This window comes from Microbacterium sp. DT81.1 (assembly GCF_049844955.1).
Lineage (GTDB): Bacteria > Actinomycetota > Actinomycetes > Actinomycetales > Microbacteriaceae > Microbacterium.
This window is the reverse complement of record NZ_JBNCMA010000002.1, coordinates 384,366-409,493: the sequence shown is the minus strand read 5'-3', so window position 1 is coordinate 409,493 and position 25,128 is coordinate 384,366. Positions and strand designations below refer to the sequence as shown.

Annotated in this window: 28 protein-coding genes; 12 read left to right on the top strand and 16 right to left on the bottom strand. The window is 69.2% G+C overall.

Annotated features, from left to right (window positions below; all coding sequences use genetic code 11):
* Positions 1 to 22 precede the first annotated feature (22 nt).
* From ACLQ2Q_RS07095 to ACLQ2Q_RS07075, 5 genes are all read right to left on the bottom strand, one after another.
* On the bottom strand, positions 23 to 286 hold the full coding sequence (locus ACLQ2Q_RS07095) for a hypothetical protein (protein ID WP_425819406.1): 264 nt from the start codon (positions 284 to 286) through the stop codon (positions 23 to 25).
* Positions 279 to 1,199: an alpha/beta fold hydrolase gene (locus tag ACLQ2Q_RS07090; RefSeq protein WP_425819404.1), complete on the bottom strand. Its 921-nt coding sequence runs from the start codon at positions 1,197 to 1,199 to the stop codon at positions 279 to 281. Before ACLQ2Q_RS07090 ends, ACLQ2Q_RS07095 begins: the two co-directional genes overlap by 8 nt.
* 74 nt (positions 1,200 to 1,273) lie before the next feature.
* Positions 1,274 to 2,404 (bottom strand): glycosyltransferase, encoded by a 1,131-nt coding sequence (locus ACLQ2Q_RS07085; RefSeq protein ID WP_425819402.1) that lies wholly within the window; start codon positions 2,402 to 2,404, stop codon positions 1,274 to 1,276.
* Between the two features lie 502 nt (positions 2,405 to 2,906).
* Positions 2,907 to 3,344, bottom strand: a complete 438-nt coding sequence (locus tag ACLQ2Q_RS07080) for a hypothetical protein (protein WP_425819400.1) — start codon at positions 3,342 to 3,344, stop codon at positions 2,907 to 2,909.
* 231 nt (positions 3,345 to 3,575) lie between these two features.
* Complete coding sequence (locus ACLQ2Q_RS07075; protein WP_425819399.1) at positions 3,576 to 4,040, bottom strand: hypothetical protein; 465 nt, start codon at positions 4,038 to 4,040, stop codon at positions 3,576 to 3,578.
* Positions 4,041 to 4,184: 144 nt separating this feature from the next.
* On the opposite strand from ACLQ2Q_RS07075, the gene budA reads away from it, so the two are divergent.
* The 3 genes from budA to ACLQ2Q_RS07060 all read left to right on the top strand — a co-directional run bounded on the left by budA (position 4,185) and on the right by ACLQ2Q_RS07060 (position 6,236).
* A complete protein-coding gene (budA, locus tag ACLQ2Q_RS07070; RefSeq protein WP_425819397.1) occupies positions 4,185 to 4,907 on the top strand; it encodes an acetolactate decarboxylase in 723 nt (240 codons plus the stop codon).
* 97 nt (positions 4,908 to 5,004) lie between these two features.
* The gene (locus tag ACLQ2Q_RS07065) at positions 5,005 to 5,898 is read left to right on the top strand and encodes a DUF808 domain-containing protein (protein WP_425819395.1); all 894 of its coding nucleotides are present in this window, start codon (positions 5,005 to 5,007) and stop codon (positions 5,896 to 5,898) included.
* 68 nt (positions 5,899 to 5,966) lie between these two features.
* Positions 5,967 to 6,236, top strand: coding sequence for a hypothetical protein (locus tag ACLQ2Q_RS07060; RefSeq protein WP_425819393.1), 270 nt, complete (start codon positions 5,967 to 5,969; stop codon positions 6,234 to 6,236).
* 61 nt (positions 6,237 to 6,297) lie between these two features.
* Here the strand turns inward: ACLQ2Q_RS07060 and ACLQ2Q_RS07055 are convergent, their stop codons facing one another.
* Both ACLQ2Q_RS07055 and ACLQ2Q_RS07050 read right to left on the bottom strand, forming a co-directional pair.
* Entirely contained in the window at positions 6,298 to 6,519 is a 222-nt protein-coding gene (locus ACLQ2Q_RS07055; protein ID WP_425819391.1) for an amphi-Trp domain-containing protein, read from the bottom strand.
* A 96-nt stretch (positions 6,520 to 6,615) separates the two neighbouring features.
* Positions 6,616 to 7,443, bottom strand: a complete 828-nt coding sequence (locus tag ACLQ2Q_RS07050) for a hypothetical protein (protein ID WP_425819389.1) — start codon at positions 7,441 to 7,443, stop codon at positions 6,616 to 6,618.
* A gap of 300 nt (positions 7,444 to 7,743) precedes the next feature.
* Here ACLQ2Q_RS07050 and ACLQ2Q_RS07045 point away from each other — a divergent pair, with 300 nt between their 5' ends.
* The gene (locus tag ACLQ2Q_RS07045; RefSeq protein WP_425819387.1) at positions 7,744 to 8,667 is read left to right on the top strand and encodes a hypothetical protein; all 924 of its coding nucleotides are present in this window, start codon (positions 7,744 to 7,746) and stop codon (positions 8,665 to 8,667) included.
* A 192-nt stretch (positions 8,668 to 8,859) separates the two neighbouring features.
* On the opposite strand, the gene ACLQ2Q_RS07040 is transcribed toward ACLQ2Q_RS07045, so the two are convergent.
* A complete protein-coding gene (locus ACLQ2Q_RS07040) occupies positions 8,860 to 10,059 on the bottom strand; it encodes an MFS transporter (protein WP_425819385.1) in 1,200 nt (399 codons plus the stop codon).
* 155 nt (positions 10,060 to 10,214) lie between these two features.
* On the opposite strand from ACLQ2Q_RS07040, the gene ACLQ2Q_RS07035 reads away from it, so the two are divergent.
* The 4 genes from ACLQ2Q_RS07035 to ACLQ2Q_RS07020 all read left to right on the top strand — a co-directional run bounded on the left by ACLQ2Q_RS07035 (position 10,215) and on the right by ACLQ2Q_RS07020 (position 13,063).
* Positions 10,215 to 10,553 (top strand): ArsR/SmtB family transcription factor, encoded by a 339-nt coding sequence (locus ACLQ2Q_RS07035; RefSeq protein WP_425819383.1) that lies wholly within the window; start codon positions 10,215 to 10,217, stop codon positions 10,551 to 10,553.
* Positions 10,550 to 11,218 carry a cation diffusion facilitator family transporter gene (locus tag ACLQ2Q_RS07030; RefSeq protein ID WP_425819381.1) on the top strand — a complete coding sequence of 223 codons (669 nt, stop codon included), beginning with the start codon at positions 10,550 to 10,552 and terminating at the stop codon, positions 11,216 to 11,218. The genes ACLQ2Q_RS07035 and ACLQ2Q_RS07030 overlap by 4 nt, the downstream gene beginning before the upstream one ends.
* Before the next feature lie 439 nt (positions 11,219 to 11,657).
* Positions 11,658 to 12,830 (top strand): hypothetical protein, encoded by a 1,173-nt coding sequence (locus tag ACLQ2Q_RS07025; protein WP_425819379.1) that lies wholly within the window; start codon positions 11,658 to 11,660, stop codon positions 12,828 to 12,830.
* A gap of 35 nt (positions 12,831 to 12,865) precedes the next feature.
* On the top strand, positions 12,866 to 13,063 hold the full coding sequence (locus ACLQ2Q_RS07020) for a DUF2795 domain-containing protein (protein WP_425819377.1): 198 nt from the start codon (positions 12,866 to 12,868) through the stop codon (positions 13,061 to 13,063).
* Between the two features lie 86 nt (positions 13,064 to 13,149).
* On the opposite strand, the gene ACLQ2Q_RS07015 is transcribed toward ACLQ2Q_RS07020, so the two are convergent.
* Positions 13,150 to 15,033: a DUF2207 domain-containing protein gene (locus ACLQ2Q_RS07015; protein WP_425819375.1), complete on the bottom strand. Its 1,884-nt coding sequence runs from the start codon at positions 15,031 to 15,033 to the stop codon at positions 13,150 to 13,152.
* A 44-nt stretch (positions 15,034 to 15,077) separates the two neighbouring features.
* Between ACLQ2Q_RS07015 and ACLQ2Q_RS07010 the strand changes: the two genes are divergently transcribed.
* Positions 15,078 to 15,518 carry a MarR family winged helix-turn-helix transcriptional regulator gene (locus ACLQ2Q_RS07010; protein ID WP_425819373.1) on the top strand — a complete coding sequence of 147 codons (441 nt, stop codon included), beginning with the start codon at positions 15,078 to 15,080 and terminating at the stop codon, positions 15,516 to 15,518.
* A 56-nt stretch (positions 15,519 to 15,574) separates the two neighbouring features.
* On the opposite strand, the gene ACLQ2Q_RS07005 is transcribed toward ACLQ2Q_RS07010, so the two are convergent.
* The 4 genes from ACLQ2Q_RS07005 to ACLQ2Q_RS06990 form a co-directional block, all read right to left on the bottom strand.
* Entirely contained in the window at positions 15,575 to 16,309 is a 735-nt protein-coding gene (locus tag ACLQ2Q_RS07005) for an ABC transporter permease (RefSeq protein ID WP_425819371.1), read from the bottom strand.
* The gene (locus tag ACLQ2Q_RS07000; protein ID WP_425819369.1) at positions 16,306 to 17,079 is read right to left on the bottom strand and encodes an ABC transporter ATP-binding protein; all 774 of its coding nucleotides are present in this window, start codon (positions 17,077 to 17,079) and stop codon (positions 16,306 to 16,308) included. The genes ACLQ2Q_RS07005 and ACLQ2Q_RS07000 overlap by 4 nt, the downstream gene beginning before the upstream one ends.
* A gap of 79 nt (positions 17,080 to 17,158) precedes the next feature.
* Positions 17,159 to 17,449, bottom strand: a complete 291-nt coding sequence (locus tag ACLQ2Q_RS06995; RefSeq protein ID WP_425819367.1) for a DUF4287 domain-containing protein — start codon at positions 17,447 to 17,449, stop codon at positions 17,159 to 17,161.
* Complete coding sequence (locus tag ACLQ2Q_RS06990) at positions 17,446 to 18,072, bottom strand: TetR family transcriptional regulator (RefSeq protein ID WP_425819365.1); 627 nt, start codon at positions 18,070 to 18,072, stop codon at positions 17,446 to 17,448. The genes ACLQ2Q_RS06995 and ACLQ2Q_RS06990 overlap by 4 nt, the downstream gene beginning before the upstream one ends.
* Positions 18,073 to 18,173: 101 nt before the next feature.
* On the opposite strand from ACLQ2Q_RS06990, the gene ACLQ2Q_RS06985 reads away from it, so the two are divergent.
* Positions 18,174 to 19,346, top strand: coding sequence for a low temperature requirement protein A (locus ACLQ2Q_RS06985; RefSeq protein ID WP_425819363.1), 1,173 nt, complete (start codon positions 18,174 to 18,176; stop codon positions 19,344 to 19,346).
* 32 nt (positions 19,347 to 19,378) lie between these two features.
* Here the strand turns inward: ACLQ2Q_RS06985 and ACLQ2Q_RS06980 are convergent, their stop codons facing one another.
* Positions 19,379 to 21,436, bottom strand: coding sequence for an L-serine ammonia-lyase, iron-sulfur-dependent, subunit alpha (locus ACLQ2Q_RS06980; protein WP_425819362.1), 2,058 nt, complete (start codon positions 21,434 to 21,436; stop codon positions 19,379 to 19,381).
* A gap of 74 nt (positions 21,437 to 21,510) precedes the next feature.
* Between ACLQ2Q_RS06980 and ACLQ2Q_RS06975 the strand changes: the two genes are divergently transcribed.
* Positions 21,511 to 21,684 carry a hypothetical protein gene (locus ACLQ2Q_RS06975; RefSeq protein WP_425819360.1) on the top strand — a complete coding sequence of 58 codons (174 nt, stop codon included), beginning with the start codon at positions 21,511 to 21,513 and terminating at the stop codon, positions 21,682 to 21,684.
* Between the two features lie 247 nt (positions 21,685 to 21,931).
* Here ACLQ2Q_RS06975 and ACLQ2Q_RS06970 read toward each other — a convergent pair whose 3' ends face one another.
* Both ACLQ2Q_RS06970 and ACLQ2Q_RS06965 read right to left on the bottom strand, forming a co-directional pair.
* Complete coding sequence (locus tag ACLQ2Q_RS06970) at positions 21,932 to 22,387, bottom strand: Hsp20/alpha crystallin family protein (RefSeq protein WP_425819358.1); 456 nt, start codon at positions 22,385 to 22,387, stop codon at positions 21,932 to 21,934.
* A gap of 289 nt (positions 22,388 to 22,676) precedes the next feature.
* Positions 22,677 to 23,042, bottom strand: coding sequence for a VOC family protein (locus ACLQ2Q_RS06965; RefSeq protein ID WP_425819356.1), 366 nt, complete (start codon positions 23,040 to 23,042; stop codon positions 22,677 to 22,679).
* A 101-nt stretch (positions 23,043 to 23,143) separates the two neighbouring features.
* Between ACLQ2Q_RS06965 and ACLQ2Q_RS06960 the strand changes: the two genes are divergently transcribed.
* Entirely contained in the window at positions 23,144 to 25,042 is a 1,899-nt protein-coding gene (locus tag ACLQ2Q_RS06960) for an amylosucrase (RefSeq protein ID WP_425819354.1), read from the top strand.
* Positions 25,043 to 25,128 lie beyond the last annotated feature (86 nt).

The window sequence follows — 25,128 nt, the reverse complement described above, 5'->3', positions numbered from 1 at the left end:
CGGGCGAGGTCCACGTCGTCGATCACGCGCGTCGTCTGGCACCCGCACGCCAGCCGACGAGGAACGCAAGCGCGATCAGTCCGATCGTGAGCGCGATGAACCCGGCGATGGTGATGCGGGAAAGGAACACGCCGCTTCCTTCCGGGGTGAAGGTCGCATCCGCGAGTGGTTGGTAAGCGAACCAGCTGAAGGTCACGGGGGTGGACAATCCCGCCACGAGGACCACGACACCCGTCACCGTCAAGATGCCCGCAGTCACCCACGCCGCCGCTGACCGTCTAGACATGCCGTCGCTTGTGGAGCGGTGTCTCCGTGATTTCGAGCAGCTCGCGCAATACGTCCTCGATCTTGTTGACGAGGGTGATGTGCCCCGCGTCGTCGATGAGATGGGCGATCGACGCCGGCACGTTCGCCGCCAGCCACTTTCCGTGTGCGAAAGGCACCGTCGTGTCCAGTCCACCCGCCCAGACGGCAACCGGCACAACGATGCCCGTTACGTCGAATCCCCACGGCGCGACCATCGCCAACCCGTCGTCGCGCGCGCCGATCACTCCCTGCGCACCGGCTCGATGCATCATCTCGGTCAGCCATACCGCCAGCTCCGCCGTCCGCGCAGTGTCATCCGACGGGGTCAGCAAGGCGCCTAATCCGGCCTTGACGTCGTCGACTCTGGCGGCCGTCATGGGCAGGAAGTACATCTCCTTGAATGCCCCGTAGGCCTCAGACCCGGTGAGTGCCGCCGTGAAGTCCGCGACGTTGCCTGGTCCCATGCCGGCGAACCAGTCCAGACCCTCTGCACCGAACGGGGCGAGGCCGGCCAGCGTCGCGGCCGCCTGACACCGTTCCGGCAACATCGCCGCGCACGCCAGGGCGCGTGGGCCACCCCCGGACCAACCCACCGCGACGAAGCCGTCCATTCCCAGCGCCGCCAGGATGGCGTCGACGTCGGCGACATCGTCGGCGATCCGTGGCCCCTGCGCCCGCAGCGGTCGAGGCGTGGAGCCGCCGTATCCCGGCCGTGACCACGTCACCATTCGAAGGCGCAGCTTCATCGCCAGCGCATCCAGTCGCGGATAATCTGCCGCTGCCGACGGACTGCCTGGAATCCACAGCCACGGCAAGCCGTCCGGATCGCCGGCCGTCAACACCTCGATTCTTCGGCCTCCGGCCGTCGTCACCACGCCTCGTTCACTTCCCATGCACTCGCTCGTTCCTCGTCTGCGGGAGTCGACTGCCCACGACGCCAGGGCAGTTCGTCCGTCCGGTTCCCCGTTCAGCTGCGGGCGGCCTCCAGGATTCGGGTTGCGGCGACTTCGGCTCCGGGTTTCGCGGAGCGCAAGCGTGCAGCCGTGGTCTGTGCGCGCTCCCGCACCGTGACGTCCTGCAGCAGCCCCGCGGCCTCCCGCCGGATCTTGGCGGGATCGCTGCGGGCTGAGATTCGGCGCCCCATCCCGGCTCTTTCGAGCACATCTCCGATGAGTCCTTGGTCGGCAGTGGGATTGAGCGGCATCACGAGCAGCGGAACGCCGTAAGAGAGGGCCTTCATCGTCGTGGAGTGCCCGCCATGACCGATCACGAGGGCGGCTCCCGGAAGCAGCTCGGCGTGCGGCACGAAGCCGCGGACCTCCACGTTCGACGCCGCCGGCGGTGAATCCCCGATCTCGAACCCGCCGGTCGTGACGATCGCGACGACGGGAAGCTCTTGCAGCGCCTCGATGGCATTGCGGTACGCGCGCCGCATTCCCGGCAGAGAAGTCGTCGAGAACGACACGACCACGCGTGGCGGGGTGGTCGAGCCAAGTGGGGATTCGGTCGGGCCGACCTCCGTCGTCCCTGTCCATACGTAGCCGGCGAACTCCGGCTTGTGGCTCGCCGGGTCCAGCACCGGGTCGGTGAGCACCAGTCGAAGCGTCGCGGCCCCCCATAGCGCACGAGGAGAAAATCCGAGCGCTCCCACCAGCGCCCCGAACGGACCCGCCAGGAATGCGCGGCGCCAGTATTCGGCGAAGGTGTGGAAAAGCACCACGACCGGCACCCCGCTGCGGTTCGCGCCCTGGATCAGCGCGAGCGCCATGCAGTCGACGACGACGACATCTGGGCGGTGGTCCCGGATGAGCGCCTCCGCCTCCGCCGCAAGACCACGGCTGACGAAGATGCGCAGGAGCGCCGGCCCCACCGGCTCAGGAGAGCCCGACGCGTCTCGCTTCTGTCCCCACGAGGCATCGACCTCGGTGAGTGCGGCGGCATCGTCAGGGGGGCCGTCGCCTGAGTCCGCGGCCGGGCCTGCGCCGACGAGGATGCCGGCGACATCCACCTGGGCGCCGCGGCGGCAGAGTTCCAGGGCGATCGCAACCGTCGGCGGCACGTTTCCACCCAAGTTCGCACTCAGGAACAACACCTTCATTCGAGGACTGTAGCGAGCGCGAGCGCTCCCGCGCCACGACGTCTCGTTCACTGGTGCCCTTCAGCAGGACGAGCCGCGGATCGCTCAGCCCAGCGGTTGGGAGGTCCGCACCGCTGCAACGCCGTCACGAATCGCCTTGCTGACCGCGGCCGCATGGGCCCGCTCGTACACGAGGGAGGCATGGGTGGCATCGGTGACGATCTGCTGGCGGCTGTTCGTAGACAGGCTCGCCAGTGCTTTCTGTGCGGGGAACCACTTCCCCGAGCCCGGGCTCGAGAATCACGGTGGGGCTGCCGGAGCCGGCGCAGTGGACGTGCAGCCGGTGCCCGCCGACATCGACGAGGTCACCGGGAGGAGGGTATGCGGTGGCGTCGATCCGCTCTTTCACGGTCTCGAAGGCGCCGCCGATCGCCGCGAAAAGCAGCGCAACGAGCAACGGGTAGAGGCCCACCGCCGGGTTGGGCTGCGCAGTTGCCGATCGCCGGCCCCGGCGCGGGCGGGGTCAGGTCCACTCGGCGAGGTGAAGGATCTCTTGAACCGACTCATCGACCGACGCGGGGTGGGTAGCCACCTGGAAGTGCCGGATGCGCTCATGATCAGTCCGGGCGTGGTAGACGTCGACCCACCGGCGCAGACCGACGGCCATCTCCTCGGTGGGCTCGCGCTCGGTGACCCGCTGCTTCAAGATCTCTATGGGCGCGGTCAATTCGCAGATGAGAAGCCGCGCTCCCGGCAGCACGGCGCGCAGCAACTCGACCTCCTCCGCGTCGGCGAACACCGTCGGGATGATGAGTTTGATGTCGGGGACAGCGGCGACGTAGTTCGGCCAGATGGCCCGCAGGTTCTCGCGTGGGAAGTGTCTGCCGGGGTAGGGATGGATCAGGCTGAGCTCGTCCATGTCGATGACGCCCCACGGGATGTCCGCTTCCACGAGCGTCAAAGCCAGAGCTCGCGCAAGCGTGCTCTTCCCGGACCCCGGGGAGCCGTGAAGCGCCAGCGCATCTGGCACAAGCCCCATTATGTTCGACGATGGAGGCCGATCGCTGCGGCGTTGACTGCCCGCAGAATGTCGTCGGCAGCGGTCTCCACGCGCCCCACGTTCACACCATGTCCGGTCGACCCATGAAGGTCGAGGCCCGCGGTCACTCCCCCGCGTTGACGGCCGGTCGTGTCAGACGTACCACTCGCCTGCGTTCACTCCGTAGCGGTGGTGCATCCGTCCCGCGTCGAGAGGGGCCGTTTCGTGGCCCGCCAGTTCCTGTACCCAGAGCGGCTGCTGGTCCACCGTCACCGACCCGGTGCCGGCCGTAAAGTAGGCGACGATCGGAGGGCTCGTCACGAACGCGGCCGCGAAGGCGCCGACACCGCTGACCCGCACCAGGGCGTCACGCGAGCTCAGGTCGCGCATGAATACAGCGAACGCTTCGGGATCCTCGGATGCCGGTTTCTGCGGCGCGGCCGGCAGCTGCGAGAGAAGCCGGCCGACGATTTCTTGACGCTGGGCCGCGGGCAGGTGAGCGAAGGCGGCCGCGTAGGCCTTATCGGCGACGCTCGCGGGAACGTTTCCCAGTACGTAGGCGTATCGCGCGATCTGCTCGTCTTCGCTGATCGCGTGCTGCGCGTGTCGAAACTTCACGTTCTCTCCCTGACTGATGAGGGTCAGAGTACGCCGACCCAAGCGCGGCGTCGATGGGTGCATTGCTCGGGGACGAATCCTCCGGGGGCACGGGCGGGATAATCTCGCATCGTGAGCAGCCGACAATCCGTCTCCGATTCGGCAGTGACCCAATTCGCCGTGCTTGATGCTCTGCTTGCAGGGGCGTACGAGTCGGGAATGGCGGTTGCCGATGTGCGGAAACTCGGCGACTTCGGCATCGGATGCTGCGATCATCTCGGCGGCGAGGTGATCATCCTCGACGGCGATGTGTTCGAGTGCACGGTCGATGAGTCCCCGCGGCCTATGGCAGAGGACCGAGTCCTCCCGTTCGTCGCTGTCAGTCCGTTCCCGGAGGTATCGGCGCAGCCCATCGCCGGCGCGGATCTGCCTGAATTCACCGGCCGCGTCGAGAAGGGTCTCGTGAGTCGAAACCTGTTCCACGCCGTGCGCGTGGATGGCGTGTTCGCCGCCCTCCGCATCCGCGTGACTCCGCGTCAGGAGCGCCCGTTTGAACCGCTGGCGGAGGTCACGAGCGGTCAGATCGAGACAATGGTGACGGATGCTCGCGGCACGCTCGTCGGGTTCTGGACGCCGCGCATCTATCAAGGAATCAGCGTCGGGGGTCTGCACATGCATTTCATCGCGGAAGACCGCAGCGTCGGCGGCCACGTTTTGGATGTGACGATCGCCGAGGCCCGGCTGAAGCTCGCGGCGCATTCCCGCTTCAACCTGCGCCTTCCCACCGACGAGCACTTTCTCGAAACCGAGCTGACGCACGGTGAGGATCACCGCATCGTCGCCGTGGAGGGCGGCACGGTCGCGGACGGGAACGCGTCGGATGCCTGAGCGCAACCGGATTGTCTACGAGCGAGTGCTGCATTAGCGTGCATGAAGTCGATCGGTCCGCACCCGCGCGTCGGAAGACCCAAAACGGAGGTTTGCCTTGTCGGTCGGTTTGCTCGCAGTCGTAGACGACATCCTCACCGCCGCCGTCAAGGCGAGCGCGAAGACGGCCGGCGTCGTGATCGATGACGCGGCGGTCACCCCTCAATACGTGCAGGGCGTGACCCCTGCACGGGAGCTGCCGATCATCGGGAAGATCGCGATCGGCAGTCTGGTCAACAAGTTCGTCATCATCATCCCCATCGCTCTGCTGCTCACCGCTTTCGCTCCGTGGGCGTTGCCGTGGCTGCTCATCCTGGGCGGCTCATACCTCTGCTTCGAGGGCGCCGAGAAGGTCATGGAGTGGTTCGGCGCTCACCACGGCCCTGGTCAGGACGAACCGCGCGACGAGCGCAAACTCGTGTTCGGTGCGATCCGCACAGACCTCATCCTGAGCGCGGAGATCATGCTGATCTCCTTGGCCAGTCTCGATGCGGACTTCGGGATCTGGATGACCCTCGGCGCTCTGGTCGTGATCGGTCTGGGGATGACGCTGCTCGTCTACGGTGCCGTCGCGCTCCTGGTCAAGATCGACGACATCGGACTGGGCATGGCGCAGAGCTCCGCAAGCGGGGTGCGAGGCACCGGGGAGTGGATCGTGCGATCGATGCCGACGGTGTTCCGCATCATCAGCGTCATCGGCACGGTGGCGATGCTCTGGGTCGGTGGCCACCTGGTGATCGCGAATCTGGCGGAGACCTTCTGGGCCGGCCCCTACGACCTGCTGCACGCCGCGACGCATGCGATCGAGTCGCTCGGGCCGGTCGTGGGGTGGATCGTCGACACCGCGCTTTCCGGCTTGTTCGGCCTCGTGTACGGGCTGATCATCGCAGGGATCGTGTTTGCGGTGATGAAGCTCGTCAGGCGGAAGGCGCCGGTCGACGCTTCACATTGAGGGCTTGCGGGCCGGCGTGATGGTGCGGGCGTGACGGGCGGCGGGTTGCGGACACGGGATAATGAAGTATGTCCTCCTCCGTCGAACGCCGCTCCAATCCGACTGCCTGGGCCGCGTTCTGGGTCGCGCTGGCCGGCCTCCTGCTCATGCCCATCCCGCTGTTCATCGGGCTGATCCTCGGCGGCGGGCTCTCTATCGTCGCCGCGGTCCTTGCCGTGATCGCCCTCTTGAAGGGTCTCGCGCGCGGCGGCAAGGGCATCGCGCCCGTCGTGTTCGCCGGCATCTTCATCGCGCTCACCTGGGGCGGCATCTCAGTCGGGGGCGGCACTCTCTGGTAAGTCGACCGACCGGTGGCGCTCTGCCGCTCTCTGTCGCGGCGTCGCCTCCGGCCCGCCGGCGTCACCAGGTGAGCTCGACCTCCAGCTCGTTCTCGCCCTCCTCGCCGAGCTCCACCTCTACCTTGAGGTTGACCTCGTCGGGGATGCGCACGGTTATCTGGCGTCCCTCGCGGTAGAACTCGACCGAGTTGTTCTTCGCCAAGGCGTCGGCGAGTGTGCGAAGCTTGGCGGCTGCCTCCTCGCGGCTCATGCGCTGGGTGTCATTGATGTCGAACAGGTCCATGGTGTCTCCCTGGTTTCGTCTTCTCGACCGTACCGACCTCTGCCCGGCCGCGCACAGTTTCGAGGGGGTCGGCGGCTTCGATCGTTCTCGAAGGGCTCATCGACTGTCGGTGATTTCCATTGTCACGTAGGCGCCGCCACCCCAGTCGAAAGTCACCTGCTGATCGGGTGTCATCCCCTGGGGCCGCTGATAATCGGCGAGCTTGTCATAGCGGAGCGACACCTCGAGCGCCCCGTCCACGGTGGTCTCGGCGGGAATGCATTGTGCTTCGGTCGCGGTGCCGTCGGTCACCAGCAGACAGTTCTCGGGTCCTTGCCCGCTCGATACCCCGGCGACCCAGAGCGCCCATCCGTAGTAGACGCCGAGCGGCTGCACCCAGCTGGTCACGCCGTTGGCGAGGAACATCGGTACATCGGGTCGCTCGGAGAAGTCGATGAACTCGCCGCGCAGGCTGTCGATGAGCAGAGGGATCGTCACGGGATCGTCCGCCGTGACATCGGTCCCGGCGGGTCCTGCGGTCGGAGCTGCGGTCGCCGCGTCCGCGCGGGTCGGGTCCGGCGCCACTTGCAGCGCGGCGACCGTGCTGAGGGCCGCCGCGAGCACCGCGACTGCACCGACGAGGCCGACGATCAGACGGCCGCGGGGCGAGGGGCGGCCGGTGGCCGGCCCGGCGACCGGCGGTCCTGCACCGATGACGGCACCGGATGTCGCCCTTTCGTCAGCGATGGGACCGGATGTCGGGGCCTCGGCCTCTGGGTCGCCCTGGCTGCATGACGGCACGGGTGCGGCCGGCCGGGCGGGGAGCGCGAGCTCCTCGAGCTCGGCAAGGCGCTTCAGCGCGACCGAGTCGCCGGCGATGTCGGCGTCCCGGCTGTACGCGCGGCGACGCAGCGCGGCCAGTTCGGCGCGGGCCGCGGCATCCATCGTCAGGCCATCCTGCCCGCGACGGGTCTGCGCTTCGGTGAGCTCCCCACCCTGTCACGCTACGCCCGGACGGGAGAGGCGGGGTCAACCTGGCATGACATCCACCCGGTGACCCAACGACGGCGGAAGACCTGCGGGGCACGAATGAGACTCCTCGTTCCACGGTGTATCACGCACCCGATTGGAACCTCTCTCACTGCATCGGGCTTCGCCGTCGCCGACGATTGGTCCACCAGACTCCGTAACCGTGCTGCACCCGTCCATTCGCTACGTAGGACGATGAAGAGTGGGAGGTGACCCATGTCGGGTTCTGAAGGGTTCGGGCCGTCGGATCCGGGTGCGGCGGAAGCCGTACCGTTCGCCGTCGCGGGACCGTCGCAGCTGAGCCTGGACGGCTTGCGGCGCGGCAGTGTGTCGTTCACGGTGTCCAACCTGACGGGGAGACCCGTACGGGCACGGGTGATGGTGCAGCCGGGCGCAGGCGCCGACGCGTCGTGGTTCCAGATCGAGCCCGAGGTCGGACAGCCCGTGCCGCCAGCGGGATCAGCACCTGCCGGAGCTGCACCGGCCGGCTCACCCTCGGGAGGGCCGGCGACGGCTGAGCGGGCTCTGCCTGTGGCGGGCACGGCGACCGTGCAAGTGACGGTGCGGGTTGCGGACCAGGCGCCGGCCGGAGCAGCATCATTCGCTCTGGGCGCCGCGTTGGAGGAGGCCCCCGACCGGGTGGTGGCGGGTCCAACGGTCGCCTTCCAGGTGTCGGCGCCGCCTGCCAAGCGGAAGTTCCCGTGGTGGATATTCATCGTCGCCGCCGTGGCGCTGATACTCCTCGTCGGCGGCGGGATTCTGATCTGGTCGCTCGTTCAACCCGATCCCGACCGGACGCCGACGGTTACGCCCACAGTGACCCCCACAGTGACGCCCACGGTGACGCCCACGGCGGCGGCGGACCGGTGCCAGCCGGGTTACGTCTATCGCCTCGTGGTGCCCTCAGATGAGGTGTGCGTTCTGCCGGCGTCGGCCGCTCAGGTCCTCGTGGACAATGCCGAGGTGACGCAGTTGCGGCGCAAGCCCAACCCGCCGGGCGGGCCCTACGGGGAGAACACGTGCCTTCCTGGATACGTCTGGCGCGACGCCTACGTCGGCGACCAGATCTGCGTCACGGGCGAGACCCGCACGCGGACGGCGCAGGAGAACGCAGAGGCCTCCCTCCATGCGGCACCGTAATCGATTGCGGTCGCGGCAGCGTCCAGGGGAGTTTGCTCGGGACAGGGCCGTCGCCGGAGAGCGGTCTCGTCGCCTCGCCTACCGAAGGATCGCCGTAGGCGCCTGAATGAGCTCGGTTCGGCGAATCGGCGCGCCGGCGCAGCTTCGACAAGGCAGCCCCGAGCAGCGCGACGCAGTGTCCGCTACGGAGGGCTAGTCCCGGACGGGGTCCGGGACGGGCTTCTTCGGTGGCGTGAGGCTCACGCCTGCCGCCACGACGAGGGCAGAGAGAGCGAGAGCGGCAAGACCGGCGCCGAGCGTCAGCGCCGAAGCGACCGCGCCGACCAGAAGCGGACCGGCGCTGTCGCCGAGCTCTCGGCCGAGTTCCGCTGAGCCCATCGTGCGACCCATCCGCTCAGGCGGCGTCGAATCTGCGAGGGAGGCGAACGCGAACGGCGTGACCACGCCGATGCCGACACCGATGAGGATTGCCGCCGGGTACAAACCCGCAGGTCCCAGAGGCACGGCCGCGGTCAGCACACCCGCAGCCAGGAGCACGAGGCCGGCGACGGTGCCGGTCCGATCCGACACGGTGCCCCGGTCGCGACGCGCGCCGACCACCGGCTGCACGATCGCGGAGCACAACGCCAGCACCGACGCGATCGCCACTGCCCCGATCACGCTCGACCCGCCTTCAGTGGCAAGGGCCGGAAGGAAACCGATCGACGCACCCAAGACGGCCGTCGAGGTCGCCAGAGCGAGGGTGGGAATCACGAAGCGACGATCGGTCGTCTGTCGAACCAGATCGATCACGGTGTAGCGCGGGCGCGGCAACGGCGGGATCGATGGCAGCGCAACCGCCACCCAGATCGCGGTTACCGCGGCGACCGCGGCCAGCACGCCGAACAGCAAGGGCATCCCGCCGATGCCGATGAGCGCGGCCGCGAGTATCGGCCCGAGCGTGTACCCCAGCGACTTCCACGAGCCGTATCGACCGAAGTACCGACCGGTCCGACCTGGGCCCGCGAGTCTCGCCACCGACGCCGACGCAGCCGGAGAGAACGCAGCTGCAGCGGCCCCTTGCCCGAGCCGCGCAACCGCGAGCATGACCATGTTGTCCGCCCCCAGACCGAACAACGACAATCCCGCGAACGCCACGAGCCCGCCCACGATGACGGGCTTCGCGCCGATCCGGTCAGACAGCGATCCGAAGATGGGCTTGAGCAAGACTTCCGCGACGTCGTACAGGGCGAGGAGCACACCGATGCGCAGAAGGCTGAGGCCGATCTCTTCGCCCGTCGCTCCCAAGCCCGCGGCCACACTGAACGCGCCGAATGCGGTCACGAAACCAGCCGCGTACAACGGGGCGATCGCCGACGTCGGCGCGGCATCCGCCATCTTCGTCACAACCATCCCCACCTACTCACGGCAGCCGGATAGCTGCTCCTCCAGCATCGCCTGCACCGACAGTCACGCTCGCCAGACGGTGCTCCGTCAACCGAAGAGAAGGAGGCCGCCTCACAAGTACACAGTTTCGTTTATTCAGCGTTCTATGTATTCTCCCTCGTATGTCTCCCGCAACCGCAACCGTGACGCACACCGCGGCGCTGGCTCGACTGGGTCATGCTCTGTCCGACGCCACTCGCGCCGGCGTACTCCTGGCCCTGCGTGAGGCGCCCGCCTACCCCTCGGACCTGGCCGATGCTCTGGGCGTTTCTCGACAGGTCATGTCCAATCAGCTGGCGTGCCTTCGTGGCTGCGGCCTGGTGGAGGCGGTACCCGACGGCCGACGCACGTGGTATCGGCTCACGGACGCACACCTGGCCCCGGCCCTGGATGAGCTGCTGCGCGTCGTCCTCTACGTCGAGCCCGGCTCCTGCGCCGGAGAGAGCTGCACCTGCGCATGACCACCACCGCACCCCGCGTGGCCGACGACCGCCGGCACGTTCTTCACCGCCGCATCCGGTGGATCGTCACCGCGACAATCGCCTACAACCTGATCGAAGCCGTCGTCGCGATCACCGCGGGCACCGTGGCATCGTCGGCCGCGCTGATCGGGTTCGGCCTGGACTCCACGATCGAGGTCCTGTCCGCCGCCGCGGTCGCATGGCAGTTCACGCGTCGCGACCCCGAGCGGTGGGAGAAGGGAACGCTCCGCGTCATCGCGGTCGCGTTCTTCGCCCTCGCCGCATACGTCACGGTCTCGTCCGTGCTTGCACTCGTGGGTCAGGTCGAGGTCGAGCACTCCACCATCGGCATCGTCATCACCGCTCTCAGCGTCATCATCATGCCGTTCCTCTCCCTCGCGGAGCGACGCGCGGGCCGCGAACTCGGATCGGCCACGGCCGTCGCGGACTCCAAGCAGACCCTCATCTGCACGTACCTCTCTGCAGCGGTGCTCGCGGGCCTCATCGTGAACAGCCTGTTCGGATGGTGGTGGGCCGATGCGATTGCGGGCCTCATCATCGCCGGGTTTGCGATCCGAGAGGGCATCGAAGCCTGGGGCGGCGATACCTGCGCCACATCGGTCGGGATGCTGCTCGAAGATGAGTCCGTTGACTCCAACGACTGAGCCGTGAGAACAGACCCCGGGAATGTCGATCGGATCAGCCCCACCCCGACAAGACATCGGCGCACCGGATAAGGGTTCTGTGACGCGCTTCGAGGAGAATCACAAAAAGATAACGAGAACCCCTTCCCATCCGTTACCTCGTCGTTATAGAGTGCAAGCACGGTAGTTGTTTTGCTGTGGCAGCTACCGACATGTGATTGCAGGACACTCTTGGTGCAAGGGACAAGGGCCGGTCGGGAGCCTCTCCGACCGGCCCTTACTCTTGCCTCCGGCATCAAGCCGTCCACCGCCGCTCTTGCCTCCGGCATCCGCCCCTCTTCCTCGGGCGCACCCCGCGATCGGGTGATCCCGCATACCTTGTCAAGCCCCTGCCGAGCCCCCCGGGGTGCGCGGCTACCGTCTGTCGTGAACTGAACGATTCCCAGACGAAAGGGGTCTCGTGGACAACACGACCGACTACCTCCGAACACTGGCCGACGTCTACCGCGAGCCCGAGCCGGTCTCGTGCGTCTACGTCGACATGTCCGTCGACACGGCCGATCCCCCGCAGGTCGAGCGGGCCCGTTCGCACAGCGCGGTGGACGCGCTGCGACGCGCCGGAGCCCCCGATGCCGACATCGAGGCGGTCGTCGAAGCCCTGACCGAGGCCGAAAGCGTGCCCAGTCCGGTCACCGTCCTCTCCGTCGTGCGCGGGGGCGAACCGCTTCTCACGGAGGTGATCCGCTCGACGCCGGCGGATGCCGAATCCGTGAGCTTCGGCCGGGTGCCGGACCTCTCGCCGGCGGTCAAGCACGCCCTGACCGCCTTCTCGTACCTCGTCGTCGAGACCGCCCGCGAGGGCGGGCGGGTGACGCTGTTCCAGGTCGGCAAGGCCGCCCCCGAGACCAGCCAGTACGTCGAGGGGCGCACCGACAGCCTGCACAAGCCCAAGCGCGGCACCGGATCCCGCAACGAGCACACCCAGGACCACGTCGAGGAGATCTGGAAGCAGACGCAGTCCGAGGTCGCGACCACCATCGACCACCTGGTGCGCCGGCACCGGCCCCGGCTGCTCGTCGTCGCGGGCGACATCCGCGCCCGGCAGCTGCTCGCGGACGAGCTCTCGCACGAGGCGAAGGCGATCCTCGTCGTGGAGCCGACCGACACCGAGCCGGAGGGCGCGAGCGACGAACGCCTCACCGAGCGGATCGATGCCGAGATCGAGCGGATCGTCCGCGCGGACGAGGAGGCCATCACGGACCTCATCAACCTGCACGAGGGCCGCGGCGACAACCTCGCCGAGCTGACGGTCGGCGGCGTTGTTCACGCGCTCGCCTCCGCCCAGGTCGACGCGCTGCTCATCGACGACGCGCGGCTGGCCGACCGCGAGCTGCTTGCTCTGGATGACGCCCCCTGGGTCGCCTCGACCCCCGAGGACGCGCTGACCGCGAGGATCCTCGGCAAGGTTCCGGCGCGGTCGGCCCTCCTGCGCGCGGCGCTGCTCACCGACGCCCGCGTCTACTTCACCCGCGAAGCCGGGCTCGACGATCACCCGCTGACGCTGCCCGGCGAGGCGGCCGTGGCGGCCCTGCTGCGATGGCAGACCGGGCCGGCCGTTCCCGCCGCGTCGTAGCGAAGACACTCCGTAGATCAACGAAAGGAAGCACCATGTCCGACAACAACCCGACCCCGATCGAGCTCCAGAAGTACCTCAGCGGCGTGGACTACCCGGCGAGCCGGGACGACCTCGTCCGGACTGCGCGGGACCAGGGCGCACCCGACGAGCTCGTACAGGCGCTCGAGTCCGCCTCGCGGGACTCGTTCGACAGCCCCACGGACGTCAGCAGCGCCGTCGCGGGGAAGTAGGACTGCGGAGCCGCGACCCTTCGACGGGCTCAGGGACCGGGCCGGGGCCAGGGACCGGGCCGGGGCCAGGGACCGAACCCCGCGGGTCAGACGCCGCCGCCTCCCCCGCCGCCACCTCCACCACCGGCGGAGCCTCCTCCGCTGGAGCCGCCGGAGGTGCTCGACGACGCCGACGCGCTCGATGACAGCGAACCGATGCCGGAAGCGAACGCGGCCGCGTGGAAGCCGCTCGACCCGGTGTACCAGCCGGGCGAGCCGTCGGCGCCGTAGAGCACCGCGAGCTGCTCCGCCCATTCCTTCTCCTGGCCGAAGACGACCGCGTAAGGGAGAAGCACCTCGTACAGCTTCAGCATCTGCCGCGGGTCGTTGGTGTCGATCCGCTGCCGCTCGGCGCCGTGCGGTGATTGCAGCATCCGGATGCGGTCCGCCTCCGCCCACTCGATGAACACCTTCAGGCCCTCGAGATGGTCGCGGGTCTCGGCGCCCTTGGCGGTCAGCGGCGTGCGCGTCACGAGCCCGACCACCACGAAGAAGCCCACGACGGCGACCGCCATCACGGCGATGGGACCGAGCGGGAAGACGCCGGCGCTGATCGCCGCGAACCCGAGCACGAACACGAGCGCCCCGGCGCCGATCGCGGCGAGGATCGGCCTCGCCGGCACCATCGGCGAGACCGGCCGGCGGAGGCCGCGCGTGCTCAGCTCTGTCGACGCCGCCTTGAGGATCTTCTGGGCGGCGGAGGAGAACCGCGTGTCGGCGCGCCCGAACTCGTAGACCGACCCGGCGGGCGCTCCGGGGCCGAAGAGCCCATCGAGCAGCATCCGCCCGTCACCGTCGGCCCGCGAGGGATCGACCAGCTGCGCCTCGAGCTTGGTCCCCCCGAACATCTTCGGCGGACCCTCGACGATGTGGATCGACCCGGCAACCGCCTGCTCCAGCACCTCGGCGGGAATCGCCTTCGTCGTCTTGCCCAGCAGCACCGCGCTCTCGAGTGCGTCGATCTCGGGCGGCGGGGTGAACTCCGTGATGATCGTGGGGCGCCCGGGGTCATCGCGCAGGTGCCGCCGGCGCGCGACGGCGGCCAGCGCGATCGCCCCGGCGACCAGCAGCGCGGCGAGTGCCTGCAGCCAGCCCCACGGCGACGCGAAGTACGACGAGTCGAACGGCGTGAAGGTGCCGCTCTCGAAGCCGATCGCGACGGTCATCGTCTCGAACGGACCCAGTTCGGCGGCGGATGCCGACAGCACCGCCGAACCGGAGGCCCCGGCATCCCGCGCGATCTCGCACGTCGCCGTCGACCCCTGCGAGCCGCGGTAGCAGGCCTCCTCCCCTGTCAGCGCGCCGGCGAGGTCGGCCGGCATGCTCACCCGCGCGGACACCCGGCCGAACGGCTGCGCCCAGTCGACCCCGTTCACGTCCCAGTAGAACTCGTCCGCGTCGGTGTCGGCGAAGGCTCCGACCACGTTCTGCATCGTGTACGTGAAGACGTATGTCTGCCGTCCGTGCACGAAGTCGTCGGAGCGGGACGTGACGACGAGGTGGCCGTCCTCGCTCTCGGTCTCCTCTGGACGCGGGTCGCCCTCGGCATCCGTGACCGAGGCCAGCGTGGGGAAGGTCGGCACTCCGTTGTACGAATCCGGGATGCGGCGCTGCATGCCGCGGTTCTGGTCGAACTCCGGGAACACGGCGACGAACGTCTCGACCACCGAGAGCCGGCTGGTGCCGTCGTCCGCGCGGTCCAGCGTGTAGTCGACGTCCATGCTCTCGAAGACGAAGTCCTGCACGCCGGCGGCCGTCGGCGGGGCGACGTTGGCAGGATCCGCGACGGCGAACGCCGCGAACGCGGGGACGGATGCCACAGCGGGTGCGGCGGCGACCGAAGCGAGCGCCGCGAGAACGATGGATGCCGCGAGCGTCGCGGCGCCGCGCATCCACCGGACCGATGCACGGGCCGGGCGTGCGTTCCTCACAGGCATCCTCACGCGGGCCAGCCTACGGGCGTTACCCTGGTGCGATGAATGACCGCCGTCTTGCCATCGAGGCCTGGGAGAGCCTCTTTCGGGCACAGCACGAGGTGTTCGGAGATCTCAGCGTTGATTTCGACGACACCACCCTCTCCCAGGCAGAATACGACGTACTGCTGACCGTCACTCGGGCCCCCGAGATGACGGCGCGGCTGCGAGATGTGACCTCGCTCATGCTCGTCAGCCAACCGAGCGTCTCGCGCCTCGTGGACCGCATGGTCGCGCGCGGACTCGTTACCAAATGCCCCGACCCCGACGACGGTCGGGGCGCACTGGTTCGCGCGACCGAGCAGGGTGCCCGCTCCTTCCGCACGATGGCGACGCAGCACGGACGTCGCATCGCGGAGCGGATGTCGGGTCTCGACGTCGAGGAGCTCCGGGTGCTGCGCGACCTGACCGCGAAGCTGCGCACTCCCCCGCCGGAGTGCTGAAGGCTCGGGGGCGCTGACCGGCGGGCGGCCCGGCCGGTCGGGCTCGGACCGCCGACCTACGGTGTACGGCGCCGCAACGTCAAGGCGGCCAGGATGACGGCGCCGACCACGAATCCGAGCACGACGAGGAGCGGGCTGACCACGTCCCAGCCCTCATCCCCCGCGGTCACGGCGTTCACGGCGTCGATCGCGTAGCTGAGCGGCAGGAAGTTCGAGATCGCGTAGAGCAGGTCCGGCATCTCGTCACGGGGCATGAAGATGCCTCCGACGATGATCTGTGGGAAGACGATCAGCGGCATGAACTGCACGGCCTGGAACTCGGTGCGGGCGAAGGCGCTCGCGAGCAGGCCCAGCGCGGTCCCGAGGAGCGCGTCGACGACGGCGACGAGGCCGAGCTGCCAGAGCGGTCCCTCGACGTCGAGCCGGCACACCCCCACGGCGAAGGCGACGGTGATCAGGGCCTGCAGCACCGCGGCGGCTCCGAAGGCGAGGGCGTAGCCGGCGATGAAGTCGCCCTTGCCGAGCGGCGTGGTCATGAGGCGCTCGAGGGTCCCCGAGCGGCGCTCCCGCAGGGTCGTGATGCTCGTGATGAGGAACATGATCACGAAGGGGAAGAGCGCCAGGATCGGCGGACCGATGGTGTCGAACACCCCGTCCTGGTCGATGAAGAGCCAGGCGAAGAGCCCGACCAGGATGCTCGGCGCGATGAGCATCAGGGCGACCGAGCGGTGGTCGTGGCCGAGCTGCCGGAGCACCCGGCCCGCGGTGGCGAACGTGCGGGTGGCGTTCATGAGCGGTCGCCCTCTCGCCGGAGCTTCGGATGCGCCGCCTGATCGCGCTCGACGAGCGCGAGGAACGCCGCATCCGGGTCGGCCGCGCCCGTGTCGGCGAGCAGCCCTTGCGGGGTGGTGTCGGCGATGATCCGGCCGGCGCGCATCAGCAGCAGGCGGTCGCAGCGCAGCGCCTCGTCCATGACGTGGCTCGAGACGATGAGGGTGGCGCCGCGCTCGGCGAGCGCGTGGAACAGTCCCCACAGCTCGGCCCTCAGCACCGGGTCGAGGCCGACGGTCGGCTCGTCGAGCACGATGAGCTCGGGGGTTCCGAGCATCGCCACGCCGAGCGAGACGCGGTACTCCTCGCCGCCGCTCAGGGAGTCGACCGTCTGCCGGGCCTGCGGCCCGAGTCCCACCTCCCCGATCACGCGGGCGACATCGCTCGCCGGAGCGCCGATCAGCCGCGCGAAGTACGCGAGGTTCTGCTCGACCGTGAGGTCGCCGTAGACGGAGGCCGCCTGGGTGTCGTACGCGACGCGGTGCCGGAGCGCCGCCGAGCCGGCCGGGGCCCCGAGCACCGTGACCGTTCCCCCGTCGACCTTCTGCACGCCGACGATGGAGCGCATCAGCGTGGTCTTGCCGCAGCCCGAGGGGCCGAGGAGTCCCGTGAGCTGACCGCGCGGGATCTGGACGTCGAGCCCGTCGAAGACCGTGGTCGTCCCCCGGCGCACCCGAAGGCCGCGCACCGACACGGCGGCCGCGGCCGCGGCACTCGGGGTTTTATTCATCACATGATGAATAATGCTCCGGCGACGCGGGAATCACAAGAGGGAAGGCGTCGACGCGCGCGCTCCGCGCGCGGCCGGGTCAGCCTGCCGGGTTGGTCGCCTTGCCGTCGAGCCACAGCGTGTCGCTCGGGTCGCTGTGGGTGCCGCCCGACTCGACGTGCTTGCCGGGGATCTTCGGACCCTTCGTGATGACGTGCACCAGCGCCATCGCATGGCCACGACCGAGACCGTAGTCCGCGGCGAGCCACTCGACGATCGGCGTGGCCTTCGTGCCGGGCCCGAAGCCTTTCTCGGTCGCGAGCTCGAGGAACTGGCGGGGTGTGAGGCCGGTCTGCTCCTCGATGTTGTCGAGATATGCCTGGAAGGTCATGTCTTCCCCTCGTGTTCGTCGAACAGGTAGCGCTGGACCGTGGGCGCGAGCCGGGTGACGAGCTCGTCGACGGATGCCTCGGCCAGCGGCGGCAGCCGCAGCACGTAGCGCCCGATCAGGAGGCCGGCGATCTGGGAGGCGACGAGCGCCGCACGCAGCTCGGCGTCGGGCGTATCGAGCACCGCCGCGATCTTGCCCAGCAGCTCACGGGAGATGAAGCCGGCGAGGAGCGGGGTCGCGAGCTTGTTGCCGATCGCGGAACGCAGCAGCACGACACCCCGCTTGCGGGTCTCCGGCACCTCCCACGCCTCGAGCAGGTAGCGCACGACCCGTTCGCCCACCTCGTCGCGGGGACCGTCGAGGATCTCGGGCAGGGCAAGGTCCGGGCGCATCGGCGCGCCGACCGTCTCGCCGAAGAGGTCGGCCTTGGTGCCGAAGTAGTGGTGCAGCAGCGCGGCATCCACCCCGGCCCGCGCGGCGATCGCGCGCATCGTGGCGCCGTCGTAGCCGCGCTCGCCGAACTCGTCGATGGCCGCCGCGACGATGCGATCGCGCGTGTCCGCGCCCCCGCCGCGGGGCCGGCCGCGCGGACGCCGCGGCGTCGGAACGGCGTAGTTCGGCATCCGCCCAGCCTAGACCTGGGCCCCGACGGAGCCCAGGCGCCAGCATGGAGCGCAGGGACCGACAGGGAAGCGGCCTGCGATGATGAGGGATGACTTTGGGCATGCGAAGCGACGTCCTGCGCCCGAGCGACACTCCTCGCGCCGACCGCGTCACCTACGTCGAGCTCTTCTTCGACCTGGTGTTCGTGTTCGCCCTGACGCAGCTCTCGGCGTACCTGTACGAGAACCAGACTCCGCTCGGTGCGCTCGAGGGCGTGATCATGGTGTGCGCGCTGTGGTGGGCGTGGGTGTCGACGACCTGGGTGACCAACTGGCTCGACCCCGTCAGGCTTCCGGTGCGCGGGGCGGTGGTCGCGCTCGCCGCCGTGGCGCTGCTGATGAGCGTCGCGATCGCCGAGGCCTTCGGCGAGCGGGCGTGGACGTTCGCCATCGCCTACGTCGTGCTGCAGCTCGGCCGCACGGGCTTCATCGTCTGGGCGACGCGGCGGCACGACCCCGGGGTGGCCCGGGACTTCACCTGCGTCCTCGCGTGGACGGCTGCCGGCGCCGTGCTCTGGATCACGGGCGCGCTCCTCCCCCTGGAGCTGCAGCTGCCGTTCTGGGCCGCCGCGCTCGGGCTGGAGCTGATCGGCACGGTGCTCGGCTTCCCGGTGCCCGGCTACGGGCGGGCGATAATCGGCGCCTGGGACATCTCCGGTCCGCACATCGCGGAGCGCACCTCCCTCTTCGTGCTGATCGCGATCGGTGAGGGCCTGCTCGTCGCGGGCTTCGCGTTCGCGGGCACGGAGTCATCCCCGGAGAGCATCATCGCGCTCGGTACGTCGTTCGTGACCGCCGCGGCCGCCTGGTGGATCTACTTCGACCACGGCGAGCGCATCGGGTCCGAGGCGATCGAGGCCGCCGACGAACCGGGCCGCCTCGCCCGCACCGCCTACACCTGGGTGCACCTCGCGATCATCGCGGGGATCGTGCTGATGAGCGTCGGCGACAAGGAGGCGCTCGGTCATCCACATTCGGCGGGGCTCGAGGTGACGGTGATTCTGCTCGGGGGGCCGTTGCTGTTCCTCGTCGGCACGACGCTGTTCCGGCGGGTGCTCGAGCACCGCTGGGCGCGGGCGCACGTGCTCGGCATCGCGGGCATTCTCGTGCTCGCCGTGGCTTCGCCGCTGTTCGATGCGCTGGTTCTGTCGCTGGCGGTCGCCGCGCTGCTCGTGCTCGTGGCGGTGGGCGAGACCGTGGAGCGGGTGCAGCTGGGGCGGCGCAGTGGGGGATGAAGTCGCGGTCCTGGGGGTCACGGCTTGTTCCGTCAGCACTCGATGACGTTGACCGCCAGGCCGCCTTCGCTGGTCTCCTTGTACTTCGTCGACATGTCGACGCCGGTCTGGCGCATGGTCTCGACGACCGCGTCGAGCGAGACGTAATGCGAGCCGTCGCCGCGGAGTGCGAGCCGGGCCGCTGTGACGGCGGTGGATGCCGCGATGGCGTTCCGCTCGATGCACGGGATCTGCACGAGCCCGCCGATCGGATCGCATGTCAGCCCGAGGTGGTGCTCCATGGCGATCTCGGCGGCGTTCTCGATCTGCCGCGTCGTGCCGCCCATGACGGCGGTCAGGCCGCCGGCCGCCATGGCGCAGGCCGAGCCGACCTCGGCCTGGCAGCCGCCCTCGGCGCCCGAGATCGACGCGTTCGCCTTGAACAGCGAGCCGAGCGCGGTGGCCGTGAGCAGAAAGCGACGGATGCCGCGGCGGCGGTTCGCATCGGCCACGAGGGCCCCGTCGAGGGGATCGCTCGGCGGCGGCGAGCCTATGGCCGGGTCCGAGCCTGTGCCGCGTCGCGAGCCCGAGCCGGCCCGCAAGCCTGAGCCGGTCCCCGAGCCCGAGCCGGTCCCCGAGCCCGAGCCGGTCCCCGAGCCTGAGCCGGTCCCCGAGCCCGAGCCGGTCCCCGAGCCCGAGCCGGTCCCCGAGCCTGAGCCGGTCCCCGAGCCTGAGCCGGTCCCCGAGCCTGAGCCGGTCCCCGAGCCTGTCGAGGGGTCGAAACCGAGCAGAGCGCTGCCAACGAGTTCGCCGTACGGCGTCACGGCGTTCCCCGCTCCGAGCCCGGCGTCCGCGAGGAACCGCCACCAGTACATCGCAACGGCGGGCAGGATGCCGGCGGCGCCGTTGGTCGGCGCCGTGACGACCCGCCCGCCGGCAGCGTTCTCCTCGTTGACGGCGAGCGCGAACGCGCCGAGCCACTCACCGGGAAGCTCCCGGTGGCCGCCCGCCTCGGCCGCCTCGAGCTGCTCCCGGATCGCCGACGCCCGCCGCTTGACCTCGAGCAGGCCGGGAAGCACGCCGTCGTGGTGCAGGCCGGCCTCGACGCAGGCCGCCATGGCGTCCCAGATCGCATCGAGCCCCGCGGCCACCTCGTCCTCTGAGCGCAGCGACTGCTCGTTGCGCCTCGCCAGCTCCGCGATCGTCAGGCCGTGCTCGTCGCACAGCGCGATCAGGGACTCGGCGTCGGCGTACGAGTAGGGATAGGCGTGCGGGGTGACCTGCGCCTCCTCGCCATCTCGGCGGATGAACCCGCCGCCGACGGAGTAATACGTCTCGGTGAGAAGCGGCGTCCCCTCGACGGGCTCGGGGACCGTGGAGTAGATCGTTCGGCCCGTCGTGCGGATCGCCGAGCGCGAATCGGTCGCCGAGCCACCACCGGTCGCCGAGCCAGCACCGGTCGCCGAGCCAGCACCGGTCGCCGAGCTTGTCGAGGCGTCGTGGTCCGACGCTTCGACAGGCTCAGCGGCCGAGCCAGGCTCAGCGACCGAGGCGCGGTCCGACGCTTCGACAGGCTCAGCGACCGAGCCAGGCTCAGCGACCGAGGCGCGGTCCGACGCTTCGACAGGCTCAGCGACCGAACCAGGGTCAGCGACCGAGCCAGGCTCAGCGACCGGGCCAGGCTCAGCGACCGGGGAATGCTCGGCGGCCCACGCGTACAGCGTCATCGCGTTCGGGTGGCCGGGCAGCCGCGACCGCGGCTCGAACGCGATGTCGGCCTTGACGAACGGGACGGGGTGGTTCCCGTCGAGCGCCAGCGCGCCGCCATCGGGCCAGTCGCGCCACGCCGAGCGCACGGCATCCGGATCTGCCGTCTCGGGAGCCAGCCCCTGCAGGCCGCCGACGATCGCATCCGGTGTGCCGTGCCCGATTCCCGTCGCGCCGAGTGAGCCGTACAGCACGCAGGTCACCCGGCCGACCTCCGAAAGCCGGCCGGAGGCGCGCAGTCGTGCGGCGAAGTCCTGCGCGGCGCGCATGGGGCCGACCGTGTGCGAGCTCGAGGGTCCCACGCCGATGGAGAACAACTCGAACGCCGAGACGTACGCTGTCACCCCCTCAGCGTACGCCCGGCGTTCGGGCCCTCTTGTGCTCAGCCGGCGGATTCCACCGTCTCGAACGCCGCTTCGTGAAGCTGTTCGAGGGCCGGAGCGCCGTCGAGGAACTCCCAGGCGTGGACGCTGCTCTCGAGCGCGAACGCGAGGCCCACGGCATAGCCGAACACGAACTCCGGAGCGGACCGATGATCTCCTCCCAGATCGCCGGATTCCTCCTCGCGATGATCGCGATCAGGCTCCTGTGAATGGCCATGGGCGTCCTCCTTCTTCGACCGCCGGCGCAGGCCGCGGCTGACCCGCACGGTGCGGCTTACCCGAAAGTGCGCGATGGGAAGCGCCCCGATACGCCGAAACGCCCCGAGGCGGTCTGCCTCGGGGCGGTTCGTTCGGCGCTGCGCCGGTGTTTCGCGGTCTGCGCCGCTGTCGCTCGGTGATGCGCCGGTGCTGTTCGGCGATGCACCTGGGTTGACGGGCGTTGCGCGCCGTGTGCTGCTACTGCTCGACCGACTGCTGAGCGTCGGTGCTCTCGCGAGCCTGGAGGACCTGCTGGTCACCCTCCGTCGCCACTTCGATCTTGCGCGGCTTGGCCTTCTCGCTGACGGGGATGGTCACGCTCAGCACACCGTTGCTGTAGCTGGCCGCGATGTGCTCCGTGTCGACGCCCTGACCGAGGTTGAGCTGACGCAGGAAGCTCGCAGCCTCACGCTCGCGGGTGATCCACTTGACTCCTTCTCCGCCGGTGAGCGTCCGCTCCGCGCGGATCGTGAGCAGCTGGCCGTCGACGTCGATGTCGACCGAACCGGGGTCGATGCCCGGCAGGTCGGCGGTCAGCACGTAGTGGTCACCGTCGCGGTACAGGTCCATCGGCATCAACCGTGGGCCGCGTCGGCCTTCGAAGAACGTCGACGCGAGGCGGTCGAGGTCACGGAACGGGTCGTAGGTTGCCATGATGTCGTCTCCTTCTGTCGTGCGTCCGGAACTTTCCGGACTGTGTTCTGGGAGTTGAGCCCTATCGGCTCAACTACGTTCAGATTAGCACTCGGACACCGAGAGTGCCAAGTCTGATCTCTGTTCGCCTCGAGCGAACACGAGACCCGAAATCCCCCGAAAAACGCAGGCCCTCACGGCGTCGCTCGTCGCAAGGTGCGGGTACACCCGGTGTACTCCCGCACTCAGCGACGAGCGAGCTCAGCACGGAGTGCCCGAGACCGGCGGCGGCGAGCGGAGGAGTGCCAAGTCAGGCGGGCTGGAACGCGATCAGGCCGACCATGTTGCCCTCCGAGTCGCGGATGAAGGCCTGCCACTCCTCGTGCCCGGCGGGACCGAGTGTGTCGTTCTCGTGCCGGAAGATGACGTGCGGCCGGGACACGACATCCGCGATGCCGTCGAGGCGCTCCAGCGTCTCATGCACGTTGTGCACATGCAGATACAGAAGCGATGCCGGGGCCTCGGCATCCAGCAGCAGCCGCACACCGTCGAGATCGAAGAAGAGCAGCCCCGGAGGGTCGAACCGGGCCACTGGATCGGTGTTGAGCAGCACCGTGTAGAAGTCCGACGCGCGGTCGAGGTCGGAGGCGTGCAACGCCACTTGAACGAGTCTCATGCGGGAAGTCTCCCAGGCGCACCGGCCGCGCTCCAGTCCTCGCGGGCGCCCGTTGCGGCACCTAGGGTGAGAGCACACGTCGCCACTTCACGAGGAGCGCAATGCCGAGACTCACCGCCGAGTGGACCGACGACATCGACGCGGTCCGCGCGCTCGCGACACTGGGCGCCGGCGAGATCGACGCCTCCTTCACCCGGCGGTTCTACGAGCACTTCCCCACCCTCCATCCGCTGTTCCTCGAGCTCTACGGCGAGCGCGACGACAGCCTCGATCAGCTCGCGGCGGTGATCGCCGAAGCCGCGGCATCCTGGAAGGTGCGCTCCCCTGACCTGAAGGCCCGCGATGAGCAGAGCGAGGCCGACCCCGGCTGGTTCCTCTCGAACCGCATGCTCGGCGGCGTCTGCTACGTCGACCGCTTCGCGGGTTCGCTCGCCGGCATCCGGGACAGCATCCCCTACTTCCAGGAGCTGGGGCTCACCTACCTGCACCTGATGCCGCTCTTCGAGAGCCCGGAGGGAAACTCCGACGGAGGGTATGCCGTGTCGAGCTACCGGCGCGTGAATCCGAGGCTCGGCACGATGGAAGAGCTGGCCGCGCTGTCCGCCGAGCTGCGCGACGCCGGAATCTCACTCGTCGTCGATTTCATCTTCAACCACACGAGCAACGAGCACGAGTGGGCTCGCAAGGCGGTGGCCGGGGAGCGGGGATTCGAGGACTTCTACCTCGTCTTCCCCGATCGCACGATGCCCGACGCCTACGAGAAGACGGTGCGGGAGATCTTCCCCGACGACCACCCCGGCTCCTTCGTGCAGCTGAAGGACGGCAGGTGGATCTGGGCGACGTTCTACCACTTCCAGTGGGACCTGAACTACGCGAATCCCGCGGTGTTCCGCGCGATGGCGGGCGAGATGCTGTTCCTCGCGAACCAGGGCGTGGAAGTGCTGCGCATGGATGCCGTGGCCTTCATCTGGAAGCGTCTGGGAACCCCGTCGGAGTCGCTCCCCGAGGCACACCTGCTGCTGCGCGCCTTCAACGCGGTGCTCCGGATGGCGGCCCCGTCGCTGCTCTTCAAGTCCGAGGCGATCGTGCACCCGGACGAGGTGATCCAGTACATCTCGCTCGAGGAGTGCCAGCTCTCCTACAACCCGCTGCAGATGGCCCTCACCTGGGAGGCCCTCGCCACCCGTGACCCGCGGCTTCTGCAGCAGTCGCTCGAGCGGCGGCACGCGCTCCCGCCCGGCACCGCCTGGGTCAACTACGTCCGCAGCCACGACGACATCGGCTGGACGTTCGCCGACGAGGATGCCGCCGAGTTGGGCATCGACGGCTACCCGCACCGGCGGTTCCTGAACGACTTCTACGTCGGCAGGTTCCCCGGCACCTTCGCGCGCGGCGTGCCCTTCCAGGAGAACGCGAAGACGGGTGACGCGCGGGTCACCGGCACCACGGCGTCGCTGGCCGGCGTCGAGGCGGGGGATGCCGGCGGGGTCGACCGCATCCTGCTCGCCCACTCGATCGCTCTCTCGACCGGCGGGATCCCGCTGCTGTACCTCGGAGACGAAGTCGCGCAGCTGAACGACTACTCCTACGCCGACGACCCGGACCGATCCGGCGACAGCCGCTGGGTGCATCGCCCGGCCCGGCCCGCCGAACGCTACGCGCAGCGGCAGGATCCGACAACGGATGCCGGACGCGTCTTCGCCGGGCTCACGGCACTGATCCGCACGAGGAAGGCGACGCCCGAGTTCGCCGGAGGCGAGTTGATCGGGTTCGACGCGAAGAATCCGGCGGTGCTCGGCTACCAGCGGCCGGGGGCCGATGCCGTGATCCTCGTGCTCGCCAACGTGAGCGACGACGACGCCTATCTCGACCCGATCATCTTCGGCGGCTTCACGGCCGCGGCGCGCGAGATCGTGCAGAAGCGCGACCTCGAGCTGAACCACGGCCTGGTGCTGCCGCCGCACGGGTTCGCGTGGCTGCGGGTCACGCCCCTCGGCTGACCGCTCCACTCGCTGTTTCCGGGTGACTGCGTCAGGTTCCGGGCATTCGGCTGACCGGCGACGCCACACGGATAGGCGAGCCGCGC

Excerpts from the sequence above, each read along its gene's own strand:
- ACLQ2Q_RS07095 (WP_425819406.1), bottom strand. The coding sequence starts at position 286 with ATGTCTAGACGGTCAGCGGCGGCGTGGGTGACTGCGGGCATCTTGACG.
- ACLQ2Q_RS07090 (WP_425819404.1), bottom strand. The coding sequence starts at position 1,199 with ATGGGAAGTGAACGAGGCGTGGTGACGACGGCCGGAGGCCGAAGAATC.
- ACLQ2Q_RS07085 (WP_425819402.1), bottom strand. The coding sequence starts at position 2,404 with ATGAAGGTGTTGTTCCTGAGTGCGAACTTGGGTGGAAACGTGCCGCCG.
- ACLQ2Q_RS07060 (WP_425819393.1), top strand. The coding sequence starts at position 5,967 with ATGTCCTCCTCCGTCGAACGCCGCTCCAATCCGACTGCCTGGGCCGCG.
- ACLQ2Q_RS07055 (WP_425819391.1), bottom strand. The coding sequence starts at position 6,519 with ATGGACCTGTTCGACATCAATGACACCCAGCGCATGAGCCGCGAGGAG.
- ACLQ2Q_RS07050 (WP_425819389.1), bottom strand. The coding sequence starts at position 7,443 with ATGGATGCCGCGGCCCGCGCCGAACTGGCCGCGCTGCGTCGCCGCGCG.
- ACLQ2Q_RS07045 (WP_425819387.1), top strand. The coding sequence starts at position 7,744 with ATGTCGGGTTCTGAAGGGTTCGGGCCGTCGGATCCGGGTGCGGCGGAA.
- ACLQ2Q_RS07040 (WP_425819385.1), bottom strand. The coding sequence starts at position 10,059 with ATGGTTGTGACGAAGATGGCGGATGCCGCGCCGACGTCGGCGATCGCC.
- ACLQ2Q_RS07035 (WP_425819383.1), top strand. The coding sequence starts at position 10,215 with ATGTCTCCCGCAACCGCAACCGTGACGCACACCGCGGCGCTGGCTCGA.
- ACLQ2Q_RS07030 (WP_425819381.1), top strand. The coding sequence starts at position 10,550 with ATGACCACCACCGCACCCCGCGTGGCCGACGACCGCCGGCACGTTCTT.
- ACLQ2Q_RS07020 (WP_425819377.1), top strand. The coding sequence starts at position 12,866 with ATGTCCGACAACAACCCGACCCCGATCGAGCTCCAGAAGTACCTCAGC.
- ACLQ2Q_RS07010 (WP_425819373.1), top strand. The coding sequence starts at position 15,078 with ATGAATGACCGCCGTCTTGCCATCGAGGCCTGGGAGAGCCTCTTTCGG.
- ACLQ2Q_RS07005 (WP_425819371.1), bottom strand. The coding sequence starts at position 16,309 with ATGAACGCCACCCGCACGTTCGCCACCGCGGGCCGGGTGCTCCGGCAG.
- ACLQ2Q_RS07000 (WP_425819369.1), bottom strand. The coding sequence starts at position 17,079 with ATGAATAAAACCCCGAGTGCCGCGGCCGCGGCCGCCGTGTCGGTGCGC.
- ACLQ2Q_RS06995 (WP_425819367.1), bottom strand. The coding sequence starts at position 17,449 with ATGACCTTCCAGGCATATCTCGACAACATCGAGGAGCAGACCGGCCTC.
- ACLQ2Q_RS06990 (WP_425819365.1), bottom strand. The coding sequence starts at position 18,072 with ATGCCGAACTACGCCGTTCCGACGCCGCGGCGTCCGCGCGGCCGGCCC.
- ACLQ2Q_RS06985 (WP_425819363.1), top strand. The coding sequence starts at position 18,174 with ATGCGAAGCGACGTCCTGCGCCCGAGCGACACTCCTCGCGCCGACCGC.
- ACLQ2Q_RS06970 (WP_425819358.1), bottom strand. The coding sequence starts at position 22,387 with ATGGCAACCTACGACCCGTTCCGTGACCTCGACCGCCTCGCGTCGACG.
- ACLQ2Q_RS06965 (WP_425819356.1), bottom strand. The coding sequence starts at position 23,042 with ATGAGACTCGTTCAAGTGGCGTTGCACGCCTCCGACCTCGACCGCGCG.
- ACLQ2Q_RS06960 (WP_425819354.1), top strand. The coding sequence starts at position 23,144 with ATGCCGAGACTCACCGCCGAGTGGACCGACGACATCGACGCGGTCCGC.